General features: G+C 50.1%; 18 protein-coding genes. All 18 read right to left on the reverse strand.

Annotated elements, in window-relative coordinates; translation table 11 throughout:
• Positions 1-51 precede the first annotated feature (51 nt).
• Positions 52-975, reverse strand: a complete 924-nt coding sequence (locus INF30_RS09700; RefSeq protein WP_408639754.1) for a DNA/RNA non-specific endonuclease — start codon at positions 973-975, stop codon at positions 52-54.
• A 34-nt stretch (positions 976-1009) separates the two neighbouring features.
• Positions 1010-1801, reverse strand: a complete 792-nt coding sequence (locus INF30_RS09705; RefSeq protein ID WP_226395050.1) for a zinc dependent phospholipase C family protein — start codon at positions 1799-1801, stop codon at positions 1010-1012.
• A 204-nt stretch (positions 1802-2005) separates the two neighbouring features.
• Positions 2006-3463: a xylulokinase gene (gene xylB, locus INF30_RS09710; RefSeq protein ID WP_076778271.1), complete on the reverse strand. Its 1458-nt coding sequence runs from the start codon at positions 3461-3463 to the stop codon at positions 2006-2008.
• 71 nt (positions 3464-3534) lie between these two features.
• Positions 3535-5019: an L-fucose/L-arabinose isomerase family protein gene (locus INF30_RS09715; protein WP_226395051.1), complete on the reverse strand. Its 1485-nt coding sequence runs from the start codon at positions 5017-5019 to the stop codon at positions 3535-3537.
• 28 nt (positions 5020-5047) lie between these two features.
• Positions 5048-5668, reverse strand: a complete 621-nt coding sequence (locus tag INF30_RS09720; protein WP_226395052.1) for a DUF4867 family protein — start codon at positions 5666-5668, stop codon at positions 5048-5050.
• A 270-nt stretch (positions 5669-5938) separates the two neighbouring features.
• A complete protein-coding gene (locus tag INF30_RS09725) occupies positions 5939-6433 on the reverse strand; it encodes a hypothetical protein (protein WP_226395053.1) in 495 nt (164 codons plus the stop codon).
• Between the two features lie 197 nt (positions 6434-6630).
• Positions 6631-7791 (reverse strand): multiple monosaccharide ABC transporter permease, encoded by a 1161-nt coding sequence (gene mmsB, locus INF30_RS09730; protein ID WP_076778277.1) that lies wholly within the window; start codon positions 7789-7791, stop codon positions 6631-6633.
• A 2-nt stretch (positions 7792-7793) separates the two neighbouring features.
• On the reverse strand, positions 7794-9332 hold the full coding sequence (gene mmsA / locus INF30_RS09735) for a multiple monosaccharide ABC transporter ATP-binding protein (protein WP_226395054.1): 1539 nt from the start codon (positions 9330-9332) through the stop codon (positions 7794-7796).
• 80 nt (positions 9333-9412) lie between these two features.
• The gene (chvE, locus tag INF30_RS09740; RefSeq protein WP_226395055.1) at positions 9413-10516 is read right to left on the reverse strand and encodes a multiple monosaccharide ABC transporter substrate-binding protein; all 1104 of its coding nucleotides are present in this window, start codon (positions 10514-10516) and stop codon (positions 9413-9415) included.
• Between the two features lie 188 nt (positions 10517-10704).
• Positions 10705-11781, reverse strand: a complete 1077-nt coding sequence (locus INF30_RS09745) for a sugar ABC transporter substrate-binding protein (RefSeq protein ID WP_083582546.1) — start codon at positions 11779-11781, stop codon at positions 10705-10707.
• Positions 11778-13379 carry a response regulator transcription factor gene (locus INF30_RS09750; RefSeq protein ID WP_226395056.1) on the reverse strand — a complete coding sequence of 534 codons (1602 nt, stop codon included), beginning with the start codon at positions 13377-13379 and terminating at the stop codon, positions 11778-11780. The genes INF30_RS09745 and INF30_RS09750 overlap by 4 nt, the downstream gene beginning before the upstream one ends.
• On the reverse strand, positions 13357-14859 hold the full coding sequence (locus INF30_RS09755; RefSeq protein WP_226395057.1) for a sensor histidine kinase: 1503 nt from the start codon (positions 14857-14859) through the stop codon (positions 13357-13359). The genes INF30_RS09750 and INF30_RS09755 overlap by 23 nt, the downstream gene beginning before the upstream one ends.
• 3 nt (positions 14860-14862) lie before the next feature.
• Positions 14863-15885 carry a sugar ABC transporter substrate-binding protein gene (locus INF30_RS09760; protein ID WP_226395058.1) on the reverse strand — a complete coding sequence of 341 codons (1023 nt, stop codon included), beginning with the start codon at positions 15883-15885 and terminating at the stop codon, positions 14863-14865.
• A gap of 3 nt (positions 15886-15888) precedes the next feature.
• The gene (locus tag INF30_RS09765; RefSeq protein ID WP_076778291.1) at positions 15889-16710 is read right to left on the reverse strand and encodes an AraC family transcriptional regulator; all 822 of its coding nucleotides are present in this window, start codon (positions 16708-16710) and stop codon (positions 15889-15891) included.
• A gap of 33 nt (positions 16711-16743) precedes the next feature.
• Complete coding sequence (locus tag INF30_RS09770; RefSeq protein ID WP_226395059.1) at positions 16744-17592, reverse strand: DUF368 domain-containing protein; 849 nt, start codon at positions 17590-17592, stop codon at positions 16744-16746.
• Positions 17593-17595: 3 nt separating this feature from the next.
• Complete coding sequence (gene hisC / locus INF30_RS09775; protein WP_226395060.1) at positions 17596-18657, reverse strand: histidinol-phosphate transaminase; 1062 nt, start codon at positions 18655-18657, stop codon at positions 17596-17598.
• A gap of 10 nt (positions 18658-18667) precedes the next feature.
• A complete protein-coding gene (locus INF30_RS09780; RefSeq protein ID WP_226395061.1) occupies positions 18668-19855 on the reverse strand; it encodes a pyridoxal phosphate-dependent aminotransferase in 1188 nt (395 codons plus the stop codon).
• Positions 19856-19894: 39 nt separating this feature from the next.
• Positions 19895-20803, reverse strand: a complete 909-nt coding sequence (locus INF30_RS09785) for a DUF2156 domain-containing protein (RefSeq protein WP_226395062.1) — start codon at positions 20801-20803, stop codon at positions 19895-19897.
• Positions 20804-20821 lie beyond the last annotated feature (18 nt).

Genomic DNA, 20821 nt, shown 5'->3' on the forward strand with positions numbered 1-20821 from the left:
ACATGTATATTATAACACCTATTATAAATAACACAAGGGTTTTTTCATTTTTTATGGATTACATCTGCCGCATGGCTTATACCCGTCATCCAGCAGCTCCTGTCTGTCTCCTCTAAATTCTCCCTTATTTTCTTCTTTGATGTCTTCCACGCTGGAGCAGTCCGGCTTGTGAAATCTGCGGGTATTCTTGTTAAGGATATAGGCATTTTCCTCCCCTGCATCTTCTGGCTGGCTATCTTCGCTGCCGCTCCTCGACTGGCCGTCATCTGCTGCCTCCCAGCTGTCTCCCTGGGCATAGTCGATCTCTATACCGGGCTGCACGTTGTAGACGTATACGTTAAAGGACACCCCCTGTCCATTGTCCTCCACGGACTCAGCCTCCATCCACACGCCGGAAGCCACCAGATTCTCTCCTTCAAACACAGGCGTAACCCGGTACATGACATGGTTGCCGGTCTCCTTCACATAGTCTGCCACTTCATCCTCAAAGGGAAGCATGCCTTCTGTGTTCATGTACCTCGTGCCGGTGATCAGGTTTTTCTCATTGGCATTCTCCGCAGTCAATTGATAGCCGATAAGGTGACAGCGGTTATAGAGATATCTCCCGTCCACCTCCTCATATTCCACGGACTGCCACCCGGTAGGTTTCACCTCGCTGATGCTCTCCCGCTCTCCCTCCGGCATGGTCTCCTTTCCTACGCAGGCCTGTGCTTCCTGACATCTTCCCAGTCCATCCAGCTCACTGTAGGACTCGTAGGGTTCCTCTGTCAGCTCTTCCTCTGTAAAGTCAGGCTCACTGTCTTCCACTTCCACATAAGGGTCTCCGCTGTACTCCGGTATATCGCCAAGGGCCAATTCCTCCTCTGTGACAGAAACCGTGCCGACAGACGGAGCTGTAAGGGACTCTGTTCCCTGACAGGACGAAAGGAGAAGAACCGCCAGTGCAAGAAAAAATGCACCAGCCGTTCTTCTCATACATTTCCCTGTCAGATTGTCATATCTGTCATTTTTATTCAAATGTTCTGTCAAACCGCTTGTTCAGCTCCTTCCCGGTCTGTATCGTCTCATCCAGACTGTAGATCATATCAACCGCCGTGTGCACGGCACCGTCAAATCGTCTCAGGAGCTCCTGGCTGCTCTTTCTGCAGCGAAGATTGTCCCTGTGCTGGTTCATCAGTCCCTTCATATACGGATACTTGCCTGTCAGTTTCATCACCGTATTGATGGTGTCATGTTTCAGCCGTCCAGGCGCTGTAAAAAGTTTCTTTACCAGACGCATGTCCTTCAGTGACTGAAGAGCTGTCTTCTCTGTGATATCATCGTAAAAGGGGCAGATGGCCTCCGCTGTGGTCTCATCCGCCGGCACCAGATCTGCCAGAGGATAGGCAAACGGATCTTTTCCGTCCATTCTCAGGAGAAGTTTTTCAAACTCCTCCTCAATCTCCAGGTGCTGGACTCCGCTCTTCTTGATATAGGCCTCCACAAAGGGATGACACTCACTGTCCAGGATAAAATGACACACAAATCCCAGAAGATACGCGTATTCTTTACTGTTTCTTCCCTTTTCCCTGACCACGGCTGCTCCGTGTCTGAAGAATGGATAGGCGGATATCTCATGGAGATGGTTCCCATATTTTGAAACTTTGTTGGAATGCCAGGGCCGGTAAAAGAAAAAAAGATCCGGTCCCTGCAGTCCGATGCGAAACTGGCGGCTATGGTTTTTGATCGTCTGTTTTATCTCTCCTTCCAGTCTGGAATAAACCTTTTTTCCAAACCGGTCATGTGCGTAAAATGCAGGCATTGCAGCACCTCCTAATTCTTATGTTCCATTCAAAAGCTGGTCCGGTCTGTATCTTTGCTGTAAACCGTACGGGACTATTATAATCGTTTTTGCCTTCAATAACAAGTCCATGGAAAATGAAAACAGACCCCTGCCCTGGCAAAAAACTCCGGAACCATATAAAGGTTCCGGAGTCCGGCTTTATCTATATTTCATTGCTTCTTTTTAATACAGACACTTTACTGTGGGGTAGATTTTGCGGAACTTCTGATATTTCTCCTCGTACTTCCGTACAAGCTCTTCCTCCGGCTCCACGGTATCTACAACTTTTACAATCTTTTCCGCGATGGTCTTTACATCCGGGTACTCCCCGCAGCCTACCGCCGCCAGCATGGCGCCGCCAAGAGCCGGGCCTTCCTCGCTCTCAATGACATCCACCTTAAGGTTCATGACATTGGCGATGATCTTCTTCCACAGAGGGCTCTTGGCGCCTCCGCCGCAGATCTTTGTTCTCTCGATCTGAATGCCCAGACTTCTTGCCACTTCCAAAGAGTCACGAAGTCCAAAAGCAACTCCTTCCAGAACAGCCTGGGTCATATCCTCTCTTGTGGTATCCATGGACATGCCGATGAACATAGCTCTCGCATCCGGATTATTGTGAGGGGAGCGCTCTCCCATCAGATACGGAAGATAGAAAACATTGTTTTCCCCAAGTTTCGTAATGCCTTCCTGCTCTTTTGCAAATTCCTTTGTCTTTAAGATATCTTCCATCCACCACTTGTTGCAGGAAGCAGCGCTGAGCATACATCCCATCAGATGGTAGTTGCCGTCTGCGTGAGCAAAAGAGTGAAGCGCATTGTTCTCGTCCACGCCGAACTTCTCACTGGAGATAAAGATCGTGCCGGATGTGCCCAGGGAAATATTGCACATGCCATCTCCCACTGTCCCGGTTCCCACAGCGGCGGCGGCGTTGTCGCCAGCTCCTGCGATCACCTTTACATCGGCTGAAAGCCCCAGTGCCCCGGCCACATCTTCTTTTAAAGTACCAACTACTTCGTAGCTCTCATAAAGCTTTGGAAGCATCTCTTCTGTAATACCGCATATATCCATCATCTCTTTGGACCAGCAGCGGTTCTTTACATCCATCAGCAGCATACCAGAGGCGTCTGACACATCTGTACAGAAAGAGCCTGACAGCTTGTATGCCAGATAGTCTTTTGGCAGCATGATCTTTACGATCTTCGCAAAATTCTCCGGCTCATGTTTTTTCATCCAGAGGATCTTGGGAGCCGTAAATCCGGCGAAAGCGATGTTTGCCGTGTACTGTGAAAGTTTGTCCTTGCCGATCACATTGTTGAGGTAGTCTGTCTCCTCCCCTGTACGCCCGTCGTTCCAGAGAATGGCAGGGCGGATGACCTGATCGTCTTTGTCAAGGGCTACCAGACCGTGCATCTGGCCGCCAAAGCTGATGCCCGCCACCTTTGATCTGTCGAAGCCTTCTGTCAGCTCCTTAATCCCTTCCATGGACTTTTCAAACCAATCCTCCGGGTTCTGCTCAGACCAGCCCGGATGTGGGAAAAACAAAGGATATTCCTTTGACACAATATTCTTGATATCTCCTGTCTCGTCCATCAGAAGAAGCTTCACCGCTGATGTGCCGAGATCCACACCGATATATAACATATGTACCTCCTCAGAAAGAAAGGCGGGGATCCCATCCTGTCTCCCCGCCCTGTTGTTTTACTGCTGTCCGGTTATCTCCAGGGATTTTCTGTCGGATATCTTACGCCTGCCGGCTGGTTGTATCCGATCTCCTCTACCGGAACTCCGATATACTTGAACACTTCAAACAGTGCTTTTCCATAATGTCCGAAAGCAACAGCTCCGTGATGCGGATAGCCTCCCTCGATCAGCACGTGACGGTAGAAACGTCCCATCTCCGGAATAGCGAACACACCGATCGCTCCGAAGGATCTGGATGCCACCGGAAGCACCTCCCCGTGAGCAATGTAAGCGCGGAGGATGTTGTCTGATGTGCTCTGCAGGCGGAAGAAGGTGATGTCGCCTGGAACGATGTCGCCCTCCAGTGTTCCCTGTGTCACTTCCTCCGGCAGTGTCCTTGCCATGATCTTCTGGTACTTCATCTCGCAGAAGGACAGCTTGGAGGAAGCTGTGTTTCCGCAGTGGAAGCCCATGAATACATCCTGAAGTGTATAGTCGTATTTGCCCTTGATATCCTCATTGTACATATCCTTAGGTACGCTGTTGTTGATGTCAAGCAGTGTAACTGTATCGTTGCTCACAACTGTTCCGATGAACTCGCTGAGTGCGCCGTAGATATCCACCTCGCAGGATACCGGGATACCCTGAGCTGTCAGACGGCTGTTCACATAGCAGGGAACAAAGCCGAACTGTGTCTGGAATGCAGGCCAGCATTTTCCTGCGATAGCCACATATTTTCTGTATCCTCTGTGCTCCTCTACCCAGTCTTTTAAGGTCAGCTCATACTGTGCCAGTTTGGACAGGATCTCAGGTTTCTTATTGCCTGCTCCCAGCTCCTCTTCCATCTCTTTTACGAGGGCCGGAATCCTCTCATCTCCTGCATGTTTGTTGAATGCCTCAAACAGGTCAAGCTCTGAGTTCTCCTCAATCTCCACGCCGATGTTATAGAGCTGTTTGATCGGTGCATTACATGCAAGGAAATTCAGCGGACGAGGTCCGAAAGAAATGATCTTCAGATTGTTCAGTCCCTCGATAGCCTTTGCGATCGGGATAAACTCGTGGATCATGTCTGCGCAGTCCTCTGCGTCACCTACCGGATATTCCGGAATATAGGCGCCTACGTTGCGCAGTTTCAGGTTGTAGCTTGCATTGAGCATACCGCAGTATGCGTCTCCTCTTCCGTCCAGAAGGTCATTTCCTGACTCCTCTGCGGCAGCGATGAACATCTTCGGTCCATCAAAATGTTTTGCAAGCAGTGTCTCGGAAATCTCCGGTCCGAAGTTTCCAAGGTAAATGCACAGAGCGTTGCATCCTGCCTTCTTGATATCCTCAAGAGCCTGCACCATATGGATCTCGCTCTCTACGATACAGATAGGACATTCATAGATCCCTTCTGAACCGTATTTCTCTGTGTAGGCTTTCATAAGGTTCTGTCTTCTTGTCACGGATAAGCTCTCCGGGAAACAGTCACGGCTTACAGCTACAACTCCGATCTTTACTTCTGGCATGTTGTTCATAGTGTTTCATTCCTCCTTTAAAAATAGATTACAGTGTAATGTTTTCTCCTTTAAGTCCATTGAAGGCGCCCTCGATCTTTGCATCCTCGTGGGCAATGAGCCATTTGTTCTTCGCTGTGATCAGACGGTCCTCGCCCTCTTTTCCCACAGGGAAAGTAAGCTCTGTGTTGGTGTCTTTCGGCAGCACAACGACCACACGGAATCCCTCGTTGTCGTCTACAGTACAGGGGGCATAATGCAGCGTAGTCGCGTACACTTCGATGGCTGTCCCTGCCGGAACAAGAAATGCCTCCACTTTTGATGTGTCGTACGTGTAATCCGGCTCCACATCCTGCTGCTTTCCGATCAGCAGGATCGCGTCTGATACAGCCACATTGATCTCCGATGAGCGGTGATACTCCAGCGCATTCAGTTTTTTGTTATTTCCATTGCAGTATCCGATCTCGATCGGCAGACCGCCGAATGCGCGGTTTTTCAGTTCCTCCGCTACCGGGAGAGCCTCCAGTTCCTCCACAGAGGGCACATAGATGACATCGTCAGAGGGCAGGGGAGTGTGCTCCATCTCTTTCAGCAGACGGCTGAAGTCATAGCCTTCCAGCACTTTGCCATATGCCCTGAACGATGCATCCGTCACTTTCTGGATCTGCATGTCCATCTCCTCCTTTTTCATTCACTAAGGTCAGTATATCAACATTTTTTATTGAATACCACCAATTTCTTGCGCTCTTTATGGCAGTTTCTTGTCTTTTTGCACTTACTTTTTGCACTGCAGAACTGTCGCTGCATTCTTGCGCTTCATTTTTGGAAAATAAAGAATGTTTCTTCACGTCTTCAGACAACGGCACATGCCGTCTTGGATCAAAAAATGGATTAAAAATAAATAGATTTTCAGATTTCTTTTGTTTTCTGGCAGCATGAACTAGAGAGCCATACGCTCTTTGATCGTGTGCACTTCATTTTCAAGATGGGTAACCCTGAGGAGCAGCAATTCTTTCTCATTGTCCACCCTTAACGCATCGTCCAGTTTTCTGGACAGATCCAGATGCCCCTCTGCGATGATCCTGATCCCGCGGTTTGTCTCATTCTCCAATGTAGTTTCAATCAGAATCAATCTCTGCTTCACTGCATCCATTTCTTCTCTCAGAGAACTAACCTCTGACCGCATGGAACCCGTCTCTTCCTTCACGAAATCGATTTCCTGGCGCATGACACCCATGTCCTGCTTTAAAGATACGATCTCCTGCTTCATGCCGTCGATTTCCTGGCGCATGGATCCCATCTCCTGCTTCATGACGCAGATATCCTGCTTTACATCGCTCATATCTTGTCTAACTTCACGGATATCTTTCCGAAGCGGGCTGATTTTTGCTTCCAGCATTTCCCCTATTGAGATCAGCAATTCCTGGCTTGTCATATTCTGTTCACCTCCTGTTTGACGTAAATTTGTAAGTAAATGGATTATAGCACACGTAAAATGAAAAGTCCATATTTTACATAATCATTTTTTCATTTGTTTCCACCTTATAAAAAACGCTGCATCACAATGCAAAACCATTTGTGATACAGCGCTTTTCAGAGCAGGAAATCTATCCTGCCTCTTTCTTTATCATCTTATCTGGAGTTCTTCTTAGACTCTACGTCGAAGATAACAGCTGCAAGAACAACAAGTCCTTTTACAACTTTCTGCCAGTTCATATCGATACCCATGATAGACATACCAAGGTTGATAACACCCATCAGTGTAGCACCGATGATAACGCCCGGGATTGTTCCACTTCCACCGTATGCAGATGCACCGCCGATGAAACAGGAACCGATAGCATCCATCTCGTAGCTGTCGCCGGCTGTCGGGTTAGCAGAGTTCAGACGGGCGATAGTTACCATACCTGCAACTGCTGCCAGAAGACCCATGTTTGCGTAAGCGAAGAAGTATACCTTGTTTGTATTGATACCGGAAAGCTGTGCAGCCTTCTCATTTCCACCGATAGCGTACAGATGACGTCCGATGGTTGTCTTGGATGTGATGTAGCCGTAGATGAGGACGATCACCGCGATCCAGAGAAGCATATTGGGAAGACCTTTGTACTGTGCCAGTCTCCACATAAAGCCGATGATGACAATACTGATGATGGCGCAGCGGATGATGTCGTTGCTGGCCTTATTTACTGCATAGCCCTTCTTTATCTTGGACATCCTGCCCTTGAAAGTGATGAGGATAAAGATGGCTGCCGCGATCACACCGATGAGCACGCATGTGATGTTCAGTCCCTGTCCTCCGAAGAAGTCGATGATGTAGCTGTTGAACAGATTCAGGTACCCCTGCGGCATGGGTGCAATGGTGAAGCCGTCCAGCACGATATTGGAAAGGCCTCTGAACATGAGCATTCCTGCCAGTGTTACAACGAATGGGGGAATACGCCTGTAGGCGATCCAGAAGCCCTGCCATACGCCGATGGCCAGACCTACTGCCAGCATAACGATAATGCCGATGAATACATTCATCTTCATATTGACCATAACTGTAGCGCCCACGGCACCTACGAAGCAGACTACAGAGCCTACGCTCAGGTCGATATTACCGCCTGTCAGGATACACAGAAGCATACCGGTTGCAAGGATGAACACGTAAGCGTTCTGTGCGATCAGGTTATTAACATTCTGCGGCAGTATCATCCTTCCCCCTGTCTGCCATGTAAAAAACAATACCACAATGACCAGTACGATGACCATTGTATACTTCTTTAAAAATTCTGATACTTTACCCTTTTCCATAGCTATTCTCCTTTGCTCGATTTCAGAATACGTGACATGATGAGCTCCTGGGTTGCCTCTGCTGCATCCAGTTCGCCTACAATCTTTCCTTCATTCATGATGTAGATACGATCTGACATTCCAAGGACTTCCGGAAGTTCGGATGAAATCATGATCACGGATTTACCCTGTGCCACAAGATCATTGATGATACAGTAGATCTCGTACTTGGCTCCTACGTCGATACCCCTGGTAGGCTCGTCCAGGATCAGGACATCCGGTTCTGCAAACATCCACTTGGCAAGGAGCACCTTCTGCTGGTTACCACCGCTTAAGTTTCCTACATTCTGCTCTACCGTGGGACACTTAGTACGCAGCTTCTGGCGGTACTCTTCCGCAACGGCGATCTCCTTATCATTGTCGATGACACCGTGGCTGCTGACTCCCTCAAGGTTAGCCAGAGTAGTGTTGACACGGATAGGATTGCTCAGGATCAGTCCGTTTCCTTTTCTGTCCTCTGTCACGTAAGCCAGCTTATGCTTGATGGCATCCTTGACAGAGTGAAGATTTACCTCGTTTCCGTTGATAAAAAGCTGGCCGGAGATATTCTTGCCGTAGCTCTTTCCAAAGATGCTCATGGCCAGCTCGGTACGGCCGGCTCCCATCAGTCCGGAGATGCCCAGCACCTCGCCTTTTTTTACGTACATGGAAACATTGTCCACGACTTTTCGCTCGGAATACAGAGGATGATGCACAGTCCAGTTCTTCACTTCCAGCGCCACATCCCCGATATTTTTCTTTTCCCTCTTGGGGAAGCGGTCCGTCAGCTCACGTCCCACCATACCCTTGATGATCCTGTCCTCTGTGAAGGTGTCTTTCTTTTTATCCAGCGTCTCAATGGTAGAGCCGTCACGGATTACTGTGATTTTATCTGCCACATAGGCAATCTCATTCAGTTTATGAGAAATAATGATCGAAGTCATGCCCTGCTTCTTGAACTCCAGCATCAGATCCAGGAGCGCCTGGGAATCCTCTTCGTTCAAAGAAGATGTAGGTTCATCGAGAATGAGCAGCTTTGCGTTCTTGGCCAGGGCCTTTGCAATCTCCACAAGCTGCTGTTTACCGGTTCCAATGTCTTTTATAAGTGTACGGGATGACTCTTTCAGTCCTACCTGCGCCAGGTATTTGTCCGCCTCCCCGTATGTCCTGCTCCAGTCAATAGCAAAAGATTTCCCCTGCTCATTGCCCAGATACATATTCTCGCCGATCGTCATCTCCGGCACAAGAGCCAGCTCCTGGTGGATGATAACGATCCCTTTTTCTTCGCTGTCCTTAATCTTGTTAAACTTACAAACTTCACCGTTGTATATGATATCCCCCTCGTAGCTCCCGTACGGGTAGATACCGCTCAAAACATTCATCAGTGTGGATTTTCCGGCTCCGTTCTCCCCCACGAGGGCGTGAACCTCGCCTTCCTCCACCTGCAGATTTACATTGTCAAGTGCCTTGACGCCCGGGAAAGTCTTGGTAATATTTTTCATCTCCAGCAGGATTTTTGCCAATTTTCTCCCTCCCTTTCCTTCATAAAACAGGCGGGCTTTTCACTTCCCGCCTGCATTTTCACAAGTTACATTTTCACTGATTACTGGATATCAGATGCCTCATAGTATCCGGAGTCGATCAGCATCTCTTCGTAGTTGTCGATTGTTACAACTGTAGGCTCGCAGAGGTATGTAGGAATGACACCTGTTCCGTTGTCGTAGGACTCTGTATCATTTACTTCAGCTTCCTCGCCGCCCATGATAGCGTCTACCATCTTAACTGTCTGCTCTGCCAGGAGACGTGTGTCTTTGAATACGGACATTGCCTGTTTTCCAGCTACAATGTTCTTTACGTTCGGCATATCGCAGTCCTGACCTGTGATGATCGGCCACTCGCCTGTGTAGTTTGCTTCCAGAGAGTTCTCAACACCAAGTGCTGTGGAGTCGTTGGAGCAAAGTACAGCGTCAAGCTGCTTGTCTGCGTAGTTGGAGCTTAAGATCGCGTCCATTCTGGACTGAGCCTTCTCTGTGGACCAGTCTGCTGTAGCACACTGCTCTTTTGTTGTCTGTCCGGACTGAACAACCAGTTTTCCTTCGTCAATGTACGGCTGAAGAACATCCATAGCACCGCCGAAGAAGAAGTTTACGTTGTTGTCACCCGGGTCACCTGTGAAGATCTCGATGTTGAAAGGTCCTGCCTGATTCTCAAGATCAAGAGCCTCTACCAGGTACTCGCCCTGTTTCTGTCCAACTAAGTAGTTGTCAAATGTAGCATAGTACTGAACAGCTGTTGTGTTCATGATCAGACGGTCGTAGGAAATAACCGGAATGTTCTGCTCCTCTGCTGTTGCCAGAGGTGTTCCGAGAGACTCGCCGTCGATGGAGCCGATAACCAGAAGGTCGCAGCCTCCGGAGATCATGTTCTCAATCTGGGAAACCTGTGTGGCGATGTCGTTGTTCGCGAACTGAAGGTCAACTTCATATCCAGCTTCCTCAAGCTGTTTCTTCATGTTCTCGCCGTCCTGGTTCCATCTCTGCAGATCCTTTGTCGGCATGGCAACACCGATCTTACCTGTTCCAGCCTCTGTCTCTTTCTCCTCACCGGAGGTAGCTCCGCCGCTTCCCTCGCTGGTGCATGCAGCCAGAGATGCTGTCATAGCAGCGATCAGGCCGATTGCCAGAAGTCTCTTTGTTCTGTTTTTCATAATCTCGTTCCTCCATTCATTTAAGAATTATTTGATGGTTATACTATAACAGGATGGCATCTGGACATGTTTGCAAAGGTCTGTACAAATTTATGAAAGTTGAGACATGAAAACAGGGACTAGCATATTTTTGTGCTAGTCCCTGTTAAAAATTTCCTATTGACACCTGTTTTTCATGTCCCCTTTTGTCAATTTTCCACATTCAGATAGACTTCTTCCCTGGAATGGAATCCTGATCCAATGATAACACTGTCCATATTCTCAGCAGTCACAGCCACAGGTTCCAGCCCGTAATAGGGAACTTCCTGACCGTCCTCATTCTCCTTCACATCAGAAACATCCAGCACATTCCCCACGATCTGCTCGCCTCTTGCCAGCTTCACCGTACATTCCGCCGCCTCTTTCGCCAGATCATTGATGGGCTTATAGACTGTCATAGTCTGGGTCCCTTCCACGATCCGCTGGCATGCCTCCAGATCCGCATCCTGTCCGACCACGACCACATCCCCGGCAAGCTGCCGTTCGCTCAGGGACCGAATCACATAGCCCGCCAGCCCGTCGTTTCCGCACATCACTGCGTCAATCTCCTCTTCTGTCCCGGCAAAGGCGTCCGCCACAGCCTGGGTGCCGTTCTCCGGTGTCCAGGATTTCACATGGCTTTTATAGACGATCTTCCAGGGTCCGTCTCCCAATTCCGTCTCGAAGCCGTTCGCCACATCCATGCTGTTGCTGTCCGCCTCCGGGCCGCAGATCATAACTACATTGCCGCCTTCCGGAAGCTTTTCCTTGATGCTCTGGGCCATCAGCGTGCCTACCTTCTCATTGTCCACTGTGATGTACAGATCCGTCTGCTCCCCCTGGATGAGCCTGTCGTAGGAAATGACCTGTATACCTTTGTTCCTTGCATCCTCTACCTCTTCCTTCAAAGAATAGCAGTCGGTTGCTACGATGACGATGGCATCCATGTTCTCCTCTGTGAACTTGCGAACCTGCTCCTTCTGCTTCTCCACATCCCCGTTGGCCGTCTGCACATCCACCGTTGCCCCCATCTTCCGGGCAGTATCCATAAACACATCCCGGTCTCTTGTCCAGCGCTCCAGCACAAATGTATCAAAAGTAATACCGATGCGGATGCCATCATCCTTTTCCTCCCCAGCATCTGCCGGGACTTCCTGCACTGTCTCCTGCGAAGCATCTGCGCAGGCAGACAGAAGAAGCATGGCCGCCAGTATAAGTGCTGCAGAAAACCTTCTTTTTTTCATCATACAGTTCCCCCTCCCCGATACTCCGTCGGCGTCATTCCCGTCCATTTTTTGAAGATGCGGCTGAAATAGTTCGGATCCTGATACCCGGCATCACGGCAGATCTCCTTGACACTTCTGTCTGTGGATCCAAGCTGCTCCTTGGCATAATCCATCCGCAGCTTTGTGGTGTACTCGATGTACCCGGTTCCCTCCGACTCTTTAAAGAGTTTACTTAAATAATAAGGGCTGATCCCGACCTCTTTTGCCATCTCCTCAAGGGACAGTTCTTTATTAAAATGTTCCCCAATATACTTTTTTGCGTGCTCCACTACACTGTCGGTCTTGGTCTGCTGCTTTCTGGCAATGTGACTGACACTCTCATCCAGCTTTTTCAGGAACCAGTATCTGAGCTCCTGGTAGGAATTGAAAGATAGGAGAAGCTCCATATACCCTTCCCGGTCCTCAAACCGGTACTCCGCCAGACCGCCCTGCATGTAGGCCAGATGCTCAGCCCAGAGGACAAATTCCATGGCTTTCAGGCGAACCACATTTTTCAGCTTCGGCTCATACCCCTGCATCCAGTCCATGTAGCGCTCTCCAAGGATGCGGGTATTCTCCACATCGCCAACGCGCACAGCTTCAAACAGCTGTTTCTCAAGATCAATGGGATAATCATCTGCGTAGCCGCAGCTTGTGCTGATATCACTTGCGTGGATCACCTTCCCCACAGTCTGGTGTACACTCTCCAGCGCCTCCCTGTAGGACTCTTCCATATCCTTCCAGCTTCTCACTGTCCCGATGCCGGCCTTGAACTTCAGTTCCGTCTGCTGCTCCAGTTTGCGCAGAAGAGCCCGGGTATTCTCGATCTTCATGACACGCTGGCTATACTCCTCCTGCTGTTCTCCGGTGGGGATCAGCACAATGACTTTGTTGGCCATGAGGGCCCCCACGATCCCTCCGGTGGCCTCCTTCACTGTCTCCCGGAAGATCATGTAATGTTTCTGAAGCTTGATACCAGATCCCACTGTGTTGGTCAGCTCGCCTTTGCGAAGCTCATCCCCACACTCTATGACCGTCACATACCCGTAGTCCTCCTCTACGTTGAGAAGATCCCTGTAACCGGCATACTCTTCCTTGCCGCTTCCCTCCATCAGAACGCTGTACACGAACCCGCTCTCGATCATGGGCACTACCGCTTCCAGCTTCTCTTTGATCCGCAGGTCATTCCTCGCCTTCTCCCTGCGGTCTTTCACCTGCTTCATGGCCTTTCTGAGCGTCTCTGTCAGCACATCTTTATTGATGGGCTTTGTCAGATAGGAGAGAACTCCTATATCTATGGATTTCTGCGTATATTCAAACTTGTCATAGGCCGTCAGCACGATAAAGATCACATGCTTGTCCTCTCTGCGGATCTCCTGCATGGCCTCGATCCCGTTGATCCCCGGCATCTGGATATCCATCAGGATAATGTCCGGGTGGAAGCTCTCCGCCAGCTCTATGGCTGTTCGCCCATTGCGGGCAAATTCCAGTTCACACTCATCTCCAAAGGCCTTTTCGATCATAAACTGAAGGGACTGTCTGACAATACCCTCGTCATCACAGATCAGTATTTTCGTCATCTTCTCTCTCCTTCCCTTCCTTCGGAATATACAGCGTCACCGATGTACCTCCTGTCTCTCTCCTTTTTATCTCGAACACATGCTGTCTGCCGTAGTAGCTGCGCAGACGATTGATTACATTGTCCAGTCCGATTCCTTCCGAGTCACGTCCGCTCATACTGTGAGCGTTCTCTCCCCGCATGATTTTTTCAGCGATCTCCGGTTCGATCCCCACGCCGTTGTCCGTGATCTCTATACACACCTCGTCCTCCTCGCCGAAGACAGACAGGTGGATACAGCCTTCTCCCTCCATCTCACGGATGCCGTGATTGACCGCATTTTCTATGATCGGCTGAAGGATCATACTGGGCATGGAAATATGCAGCAGCTTCTCGTTGATCTGCCTGCTGTAATGGATATCTCCCGCAAACCTGACGTTAAGTATGTAAATATAATTGTCTACAAGCTGCAGCTCCTCCTGGAGCGTCACATCTTTTTCCATCTTGCGGACATTGTAGCGGAAGAAATCCGCCATATTCTGGATAAACATGCAGGCTTTCTCCGCCCCCTCCATCATGGCAAGCTGGGCGCCGGCATTCAGACTGTTGAAAAGAAAATGAGGATTGATCTGTGCCTGCAGATATTTAAGCTGGGCCTCCTTCAGGTCGTTTTTCATCCGCAGCTCATTGGCCGCCAGCTCGTTCTCCCTCTCGTAGTTTTTCTTCGTCTCTTCAATGTAATTCCGGATACTGCCGATCATCTTGTTGCAGGCTTTCGCCACAACAGACACTTCGTCTCCCGTCTCCACAATGGGGAAATCTACCTCAATATTTCCCTGCGCAATCTCTGTGGCAGCATTGGCCAGCTCGATCAGGGGCTTTGTGATACTCCTTGTCATTATGATGATCCAGCCCACCGCAATGGCAATGACCGCAAAGAGAACACAGATACTGAATCCGGTGGTGTAGCTCAGGATCACCCGCAGATTGGAATAACTTCTGGCATTGCTCACAAACGTAGATGTATTGATGCTGTTGATATTGGCCTGGATAAAGCCGTAGATTTCTTCCGTCTCCTGATAGGCCTCCCTGACGCCCGCCGCGTCTCTTCCTCTTTTTCTCTCCACCGCCTCATCAGTCATCTCCAGATATGTCTGGGAGAGATAGTAGATATTCTTCTCCGCCAGCTTTGCCGGATCGCTGCTGACTTCCTGGTTCAGCACATCCAGAAGCTCCTGGTAATCCTGGCTGTAGCGGTAGTAATCCTCCAGCGCATCGGAACTCTTTGTATTCAGATACTGATAGAGCGAATTCTGGATGTCACTTACATTGGCTGACAGGTCATTGAACTGAATATTACTATTGTAAACGGTGTCCATCTCCCGTATCGTCCGATTCAGATTGTAGTAGATAAAGATTACAATGACAAAAACGGTTATGGAAACCATGACGAAAATCTCTACCAGCTTCACACGTATGGATTTTGACTGGGACTCTTCCATCTCTTACTCACCGCTTTCTTCCTGGATATAATCTTCTACGTTCTTCTCATTGATCAGTTCCACAGATACCGGAAAATACTCACTTGTATACCGCTGGGACAGGTATTCTTCCATGGCCTCCATGCACAGCCGCCCCGCCTCCTGCGCATTCACCATAATGGTGGACTGGATGACGCCTTTCTGTATGCCTTCCAGTATCTCCGGGGAAGAATAGTAGCCAATGATCTTCACCTTCCCCACCAGATTGTAATCCCTGACACACTGGTAAGCGCTGATGGTATCCACTACATTGAGACAGACCAGCACGTCCGGGCGGTTCTCTTCATCCAGGAGAATGCCCCGCACCCGTTCCTCGGACACAAACTCCCTGTCCTCCCCTGTTCGCACAGTGGACACGGAGATATCTCTGGATGTCTGGGCAACCGTCTCGCTGATCCCTGTATAGATAAAGCTGGGGGAGCTCTCCTCCTCGTTCACCGGAACAAGCACATCCACGCTGGCTCCGTCCTTCTCCACAGCCTTCAGCACTTCCTGCCCGTACATCTCGCCCAGGGTATAGTCATTGGCCCCCACATAACTGATCCGGCCGCTGTCAGGCACATCCTCCATCAGCGTGACCACAGGGATGCCGGCTTGCTCTGCCTGGGAGATCAGGCTTTCTATATCCTCCGTGGCGTCCGTCTCTATGACGATCCCATCCACCCTGGAATCAATGGCCATGCGCACAAGCTCGGATGTGGAATAGTCTTCATTCAGCGCCGCCCCGAAATCTTCCGCATAAATACCCACCTTGGCTCCGGCAGTTCTCGCTTCCTCGTACAGGGACTCCCAGAACACATCCGACGGATCTCCTCCCACCATGGCCACATGGTATGAATAGCTGCCCTCTTCCCCTCCGGCCTCATCTGAACCGCTTTTATCCTGGTCAAGGGAAACACTGAAACCGATCATAATGCTCAGCACGAGAAGAACCGTGGCTGCCATGACAATATACATAAGGCGGTTGTCATCCATAAAACGCTTCATTCGTTATCCTTCCCCTCTCCGGAATCCGCTTGGCAGCATTCCGTATTTCTCCTTAAACGCCCTGGAAAAGGCCTTGCTGTTTGGAAAGCCGCACTGCAGGGCAATCTCCCCGATGGACTGGTCTGTTCTCTCCAGCAGTTCCACCGCGTGTTCCAGGCGGATCCCATCCAGATATGTCTTATAGTTTGTCAGGGCATATTTCCGGAACATCCTGGAAAGATAAGTGGGCGAATACCCGAAAGTCTTTGCCAGGGTCTCCAGGGACAGATCCCTGCTGTAATTTTTTTTCATGTAATCCGTGATGGCGGACAGCCGGTTCAGCTTCTTACCCAGCCGGACCACCTCGGGGCTGACCTCTGTCTGGCGATACTTTGTCACCAGAAGATAGACCAGCATATAAAACTGGCTCTGCACCTTCAGCTCATACCCGCAGGCTTTCTCCGTGTAGGTGCGGAACATGTCCCCGATGAGCTTCATCACCTCTTCATCCTGGTGCCTGGAGCTGCGGGAAAAATAAATAAACCGCTCATCTGTGTAATAGTTTTCAAACGTAGAGAGCGGTATCTGCAGCACAATGGTCTTGTTTGCCTCCGGTGCGAATATGGAGTGCACCTCATTGGAATTGACCACCATAAACTCACCGGGCCTTAAGGGATATTCCTGCTCATTGATGAAAAACGTCAGCTTTCCCTCAAAGAGCGCGAATATCTCTATGGACCGATGCCAGTGCTTCTGCCTTATGTAATTTCCATCGCTGCCCTCGAACACAAACAACTTAAATGGTATGTCCTCATTGGGCCTTATGATCTCATGAGAGTATTCCATAAACGCACCTCCGGCTGTCTGCTGCAGACCAGTCTACTCTCCTCCCAGGCGTCCTGCCACGAACCAGCCCGCCACAAATGCCACAATGCCGGCGGCAATTGTAAACACGGAGAAAGTACTCCAGTCGATCTTGATAAGGATCGCCACAGGAGACGCCACGATCAGACCGATGATGGCATAGTAGGCATGGATCTCCGCCCGGGCAAAAATGAACTCTATGATCTTGGCAATCAGAAAGATTCCCAGCAGCACGCCGATACCAAAGGGGATCAGGATCCCACACTGTACCAGCAGCTCCGGCACATCAAAAGCAAACAGAGCGTCCATAAAATGATTGATGGTCCGCAGGATCGTGTCGTAGTATCCAAGGAGCATCAGCATCATGGAGCCGCTCACTCCCGGTATGACCATTGTGGCCGCAGCTACAATGCCTACCAGCAGAAGTTTGATCTCGTTGATCAGTGTGAAGCTCACATCTGCGGCTTTTCCCCCGGTCTCTCCCATGACAGCCATCAGGATGACAATGGCAAAAAACACCAGGAGAGGGATCATTCTGCTGACAGTAGGCCTGTGCCCCTTTACTTTTTCAAAGATAAAGGGAAGGCTCCCTGCGATCAGTCCGCAGAAGGCAAAGTTCGTAGGGATCGGATACGTGTCCAGAAGGAACTCAAACACCCTGGACAGGATCACGATGGCCAGAGCCGCCCCGATCAATATGGGAAGGATCAGTTTCATGCTTTTCCCAAATTCACTCTTTATGTGGGTGATGGCGTGGATCAGCTTGTCATACAGCCCCATGGCAACCATCATGGTGCCGCCACTGACTCCCGGTATGATATTGGCCACTCCGACCACAACTCCCTGCAATATTGTTTTCAGCATTTCTTAATTCTCCTTTGACACATATTGTTCCAGGAACGCAAAGAGCGTCTCCATCTCCTCTTCCGTTCCCACCGTGATCCGCATGTACTGACGGATCCTGTCGCTGTCCCACCAGCGCACGTAGATCCCCGCCTCTTTCAGCGCCCGGAACATATCGCCGGCGTCGTACTCCGGATGGGTGACAAACAGGAAATTGGCGCTGGAATCTGTAAAGGAAAATCCCATCTTCGCCAGTCTCTCTTTTGTTCTCTCCCTTGTCCCGACGATTTCTGCAACCGTCTTTTCAAAATACTCCCGGTCCTTCACCGACTCTGCGCCGCACACAAGGGAGGCACGGTTCAGGGTGTAGGAGTTGAAGGAATACTTCACATCGTTCAGATACCGGATCAGCTTCGGGCTGGCAATGGCATAGCCGATACGCATGCCGGCCATGGACCGTGACTTGGAAAATGTCTGGGTCACGATCAGATTATCATACTGATCCACAAGCTCTATGGCGGAAGGTCCCGCGTAATCTATGTAAGCTTCATCTACAATGACGATCACATCCCTGTTGTGCCGGAGGATATCCTCCACAAACTCCAGGTTCTCATAGATGGCGGTGGGGGCGTTGGGATTGGGGAAGATCACTCCGCCGTTAGCCCCGTAGTAGTCCTCCTTCACGATCCGGAAGTCCTCATCCACCTTTTTGCACTCATAGGGGATCCGGTACAGCTCCGCCCACACTTTGTAGAAAGAGTAGGTGATATCCGGGAAAAAGACCGGCTTATCAGAATTAAAAAAAGTGAGGAAACACAGGGACAGGACATCGTCGGAGCCCACTCCCACAAAGACCTGGTCTTTTCCCACCTTGTAAAAATCCGCAATGGCATCCACCAGCACGCTGCAGGCCGGATCCGGGTAGAGGCGGAAGTCCGCTGTGTCCAGCTCCCGCAGTGCCCGCTCCACCCCCGGCGCCGGGGGATAGGGATTTTCGTTTGTATTTAACTTGACCACCTTCTGCCGAGGCTGTTCCCCCGGCACATATGGCTCTACTCTCCGTATATTCTTCTCAAATGCTTCCATGCTTCTCCCCTTAGAAATATTCCTTTGCCAGCTCTTTAAACTTGGGAAGTGCGTTCACGATGGTCTCGTGGGACACACAGTAGGCCAGCCGCACATAGCCCGGGCAGGCAAAAGAGCTTCCCGGCACCATAAGGATGTGGTATTTCTTCGCCGCCGCGCAGAACTCTTTCTCGTCCTCCACCGGGGATTTCACAAAGAGGTAGAATGCGCCCTCCGGCTTAATGCATGAAAATCCGCAGTCTTTCAGACCATTGTAGAGGGTCTCCCTGTTTCTGTCGTAGAAGGAGATATCTGTCTCCTCGTCGATGCATTTTGCCACCACTTTCTGCTGCAGGGTGGGGGCGTTGACAAATCCCAGGATCCGGGTAGCCACATTGGCTGCGGAGAGCACCGTCTGGCTGTCTGCCACCTCATCCGGAATGACAAGGTAACCGATGCGCTCTCCCGGAAGGGACAGAGATTTGCTGTAAGAATAGCCCACAATGGTGTTGTCGTAATACTTTGTCAGATAGGGAACTTCCGCCCCGTCGTACACAAGCTCGCGGTAAGGCTCGTCGGAGATCAGATAGATCTGCGTGCCGTACTCCTTCTGCTTTGCCTCCATGACAGCAGCCATCTTCTTGATGGTGTTCTCGGAGTACACAACGCCTGTGGGGTTGTTGGGGGTGTTTACAATGACAGCCTTTGTCTTCGGAGTGATCTTCTCCTCAAACTCTGCAAGCTTGGGCTGGAAGGTGTCTGTATCCGGCGAGATCTCCACAAGCACGCCGTCGTAGTTGTTTACGTAGGAACGGTACTCCCCGAAGTAGGGGGCAAAGGTGATCACCTCGTCGCCGGGATTGATCAGTGTCTTCAGGATGACATTCAGTCCGCCTGCCGCTCCCACTGTCATGATAATATTCTTTCCTTCAAAGGAGGTTCCGAAACGCCGGTTCAAAGACGCAGCCACAGTCTCTCTCACATCTGCGTAGCCGCTGTTGCTGTTGGTGTAGCCGTGGAGGACAACCGGGTCCTCCTCTTCAAGCAGCTCCATGATTGCCTTCTTCACAGAGGCCGGAGCCGGCACATTGGGATTACCCAGGCTGAAATCATACACATTCTCCGCGCCAAACTGCTCTGCCATTCTTGTACCTTCCTCGAACATGGCACGGATTGCTGAGCTTCCCGCCACCATTCCTTTCATCTTCTCTGCGATCATTTCTTCATTCCTCCTTATTGTTATGCCTGTTTATTCTGCTTAAGACTGCTTCTCCTTCACAACGCCTTTTTCCACCATAAATACAGGCCTGTAGGATCTCTTTGCCTTTCTGAGTCCCTCGTCGCCTGTGTCTTCCTCACGATTGACATACTTATAATCCATGCACTCGTGCTCCACAAACTGCTGGTTGATCATGGTGTAGGCGCCCTGTACATCCGGAAATGCCTTCTCGATATGCACCACAAAGGTATCGGAGCAGATCGGCTCCCCTATGGTGAAGGCCACGATCTGACCGTCCACCCTGAGGATGCCTCCCGTCAGTTCCAGTTCCTTGAAAAGTCTGAGGGAATTCAGCGTGACGCACATCTCGGAGTTCTTCTCCGGATCGTCGTTGCAGCCGTTTAAATTTCTCCACTTCAGAGCCATCTGGAAGCACTCCTCCAGATTGTCGTCCGACATGGTCTCATAGTTCCAGCGCCCCTCGTAAAGAGATTTAAATTTATTGATATGGTTTCTCTTTCCGTGCAGCTTTTTCCCTGCCAGTGTACAGAGCTTCTCCGACTCGTACACGTAGTCCGCCAGATCTTCGTTGTACTCCACCTGGAACCGATCCGGATACCAGGCTTCGATCTGCTCGAAGTTGTCCGGCGTCACATTGTACAGACGGAACGGTACACTGCGCTCTTCGCTGTACTGGCAAAGCACGTCCAGCGCCTTTTTCACATCGGCAGCTTCCCCCGCCGGATAGGCGAAAGCAAAACCGTCTTCATTTTCACTCTTGAAAACCAGTGTGTTCTCTATGATGGCGTAGGTTACACCGTAAAATCTTGCCCAGAGAAACACATTTACAAATGTTCTCTCACAGCTCCGGCTCGTGTGATGCTTGAAATAATGGGAGATGATCTCCTTATCCTCAAGCTGGGGCCGCTTAAAATCATATTCTAACATATAAAATATCAGTCCTTA

It is taken from the genome of Claveliimonas monacensis, from assembly GCF_014982975.1.
Taxonomy (GTDB): Bacteria; Bacillota; Clostridia; order Lachnospirales; family Lachnospiraceae; genus Claveliimonas; species Claveliimonas monacensis.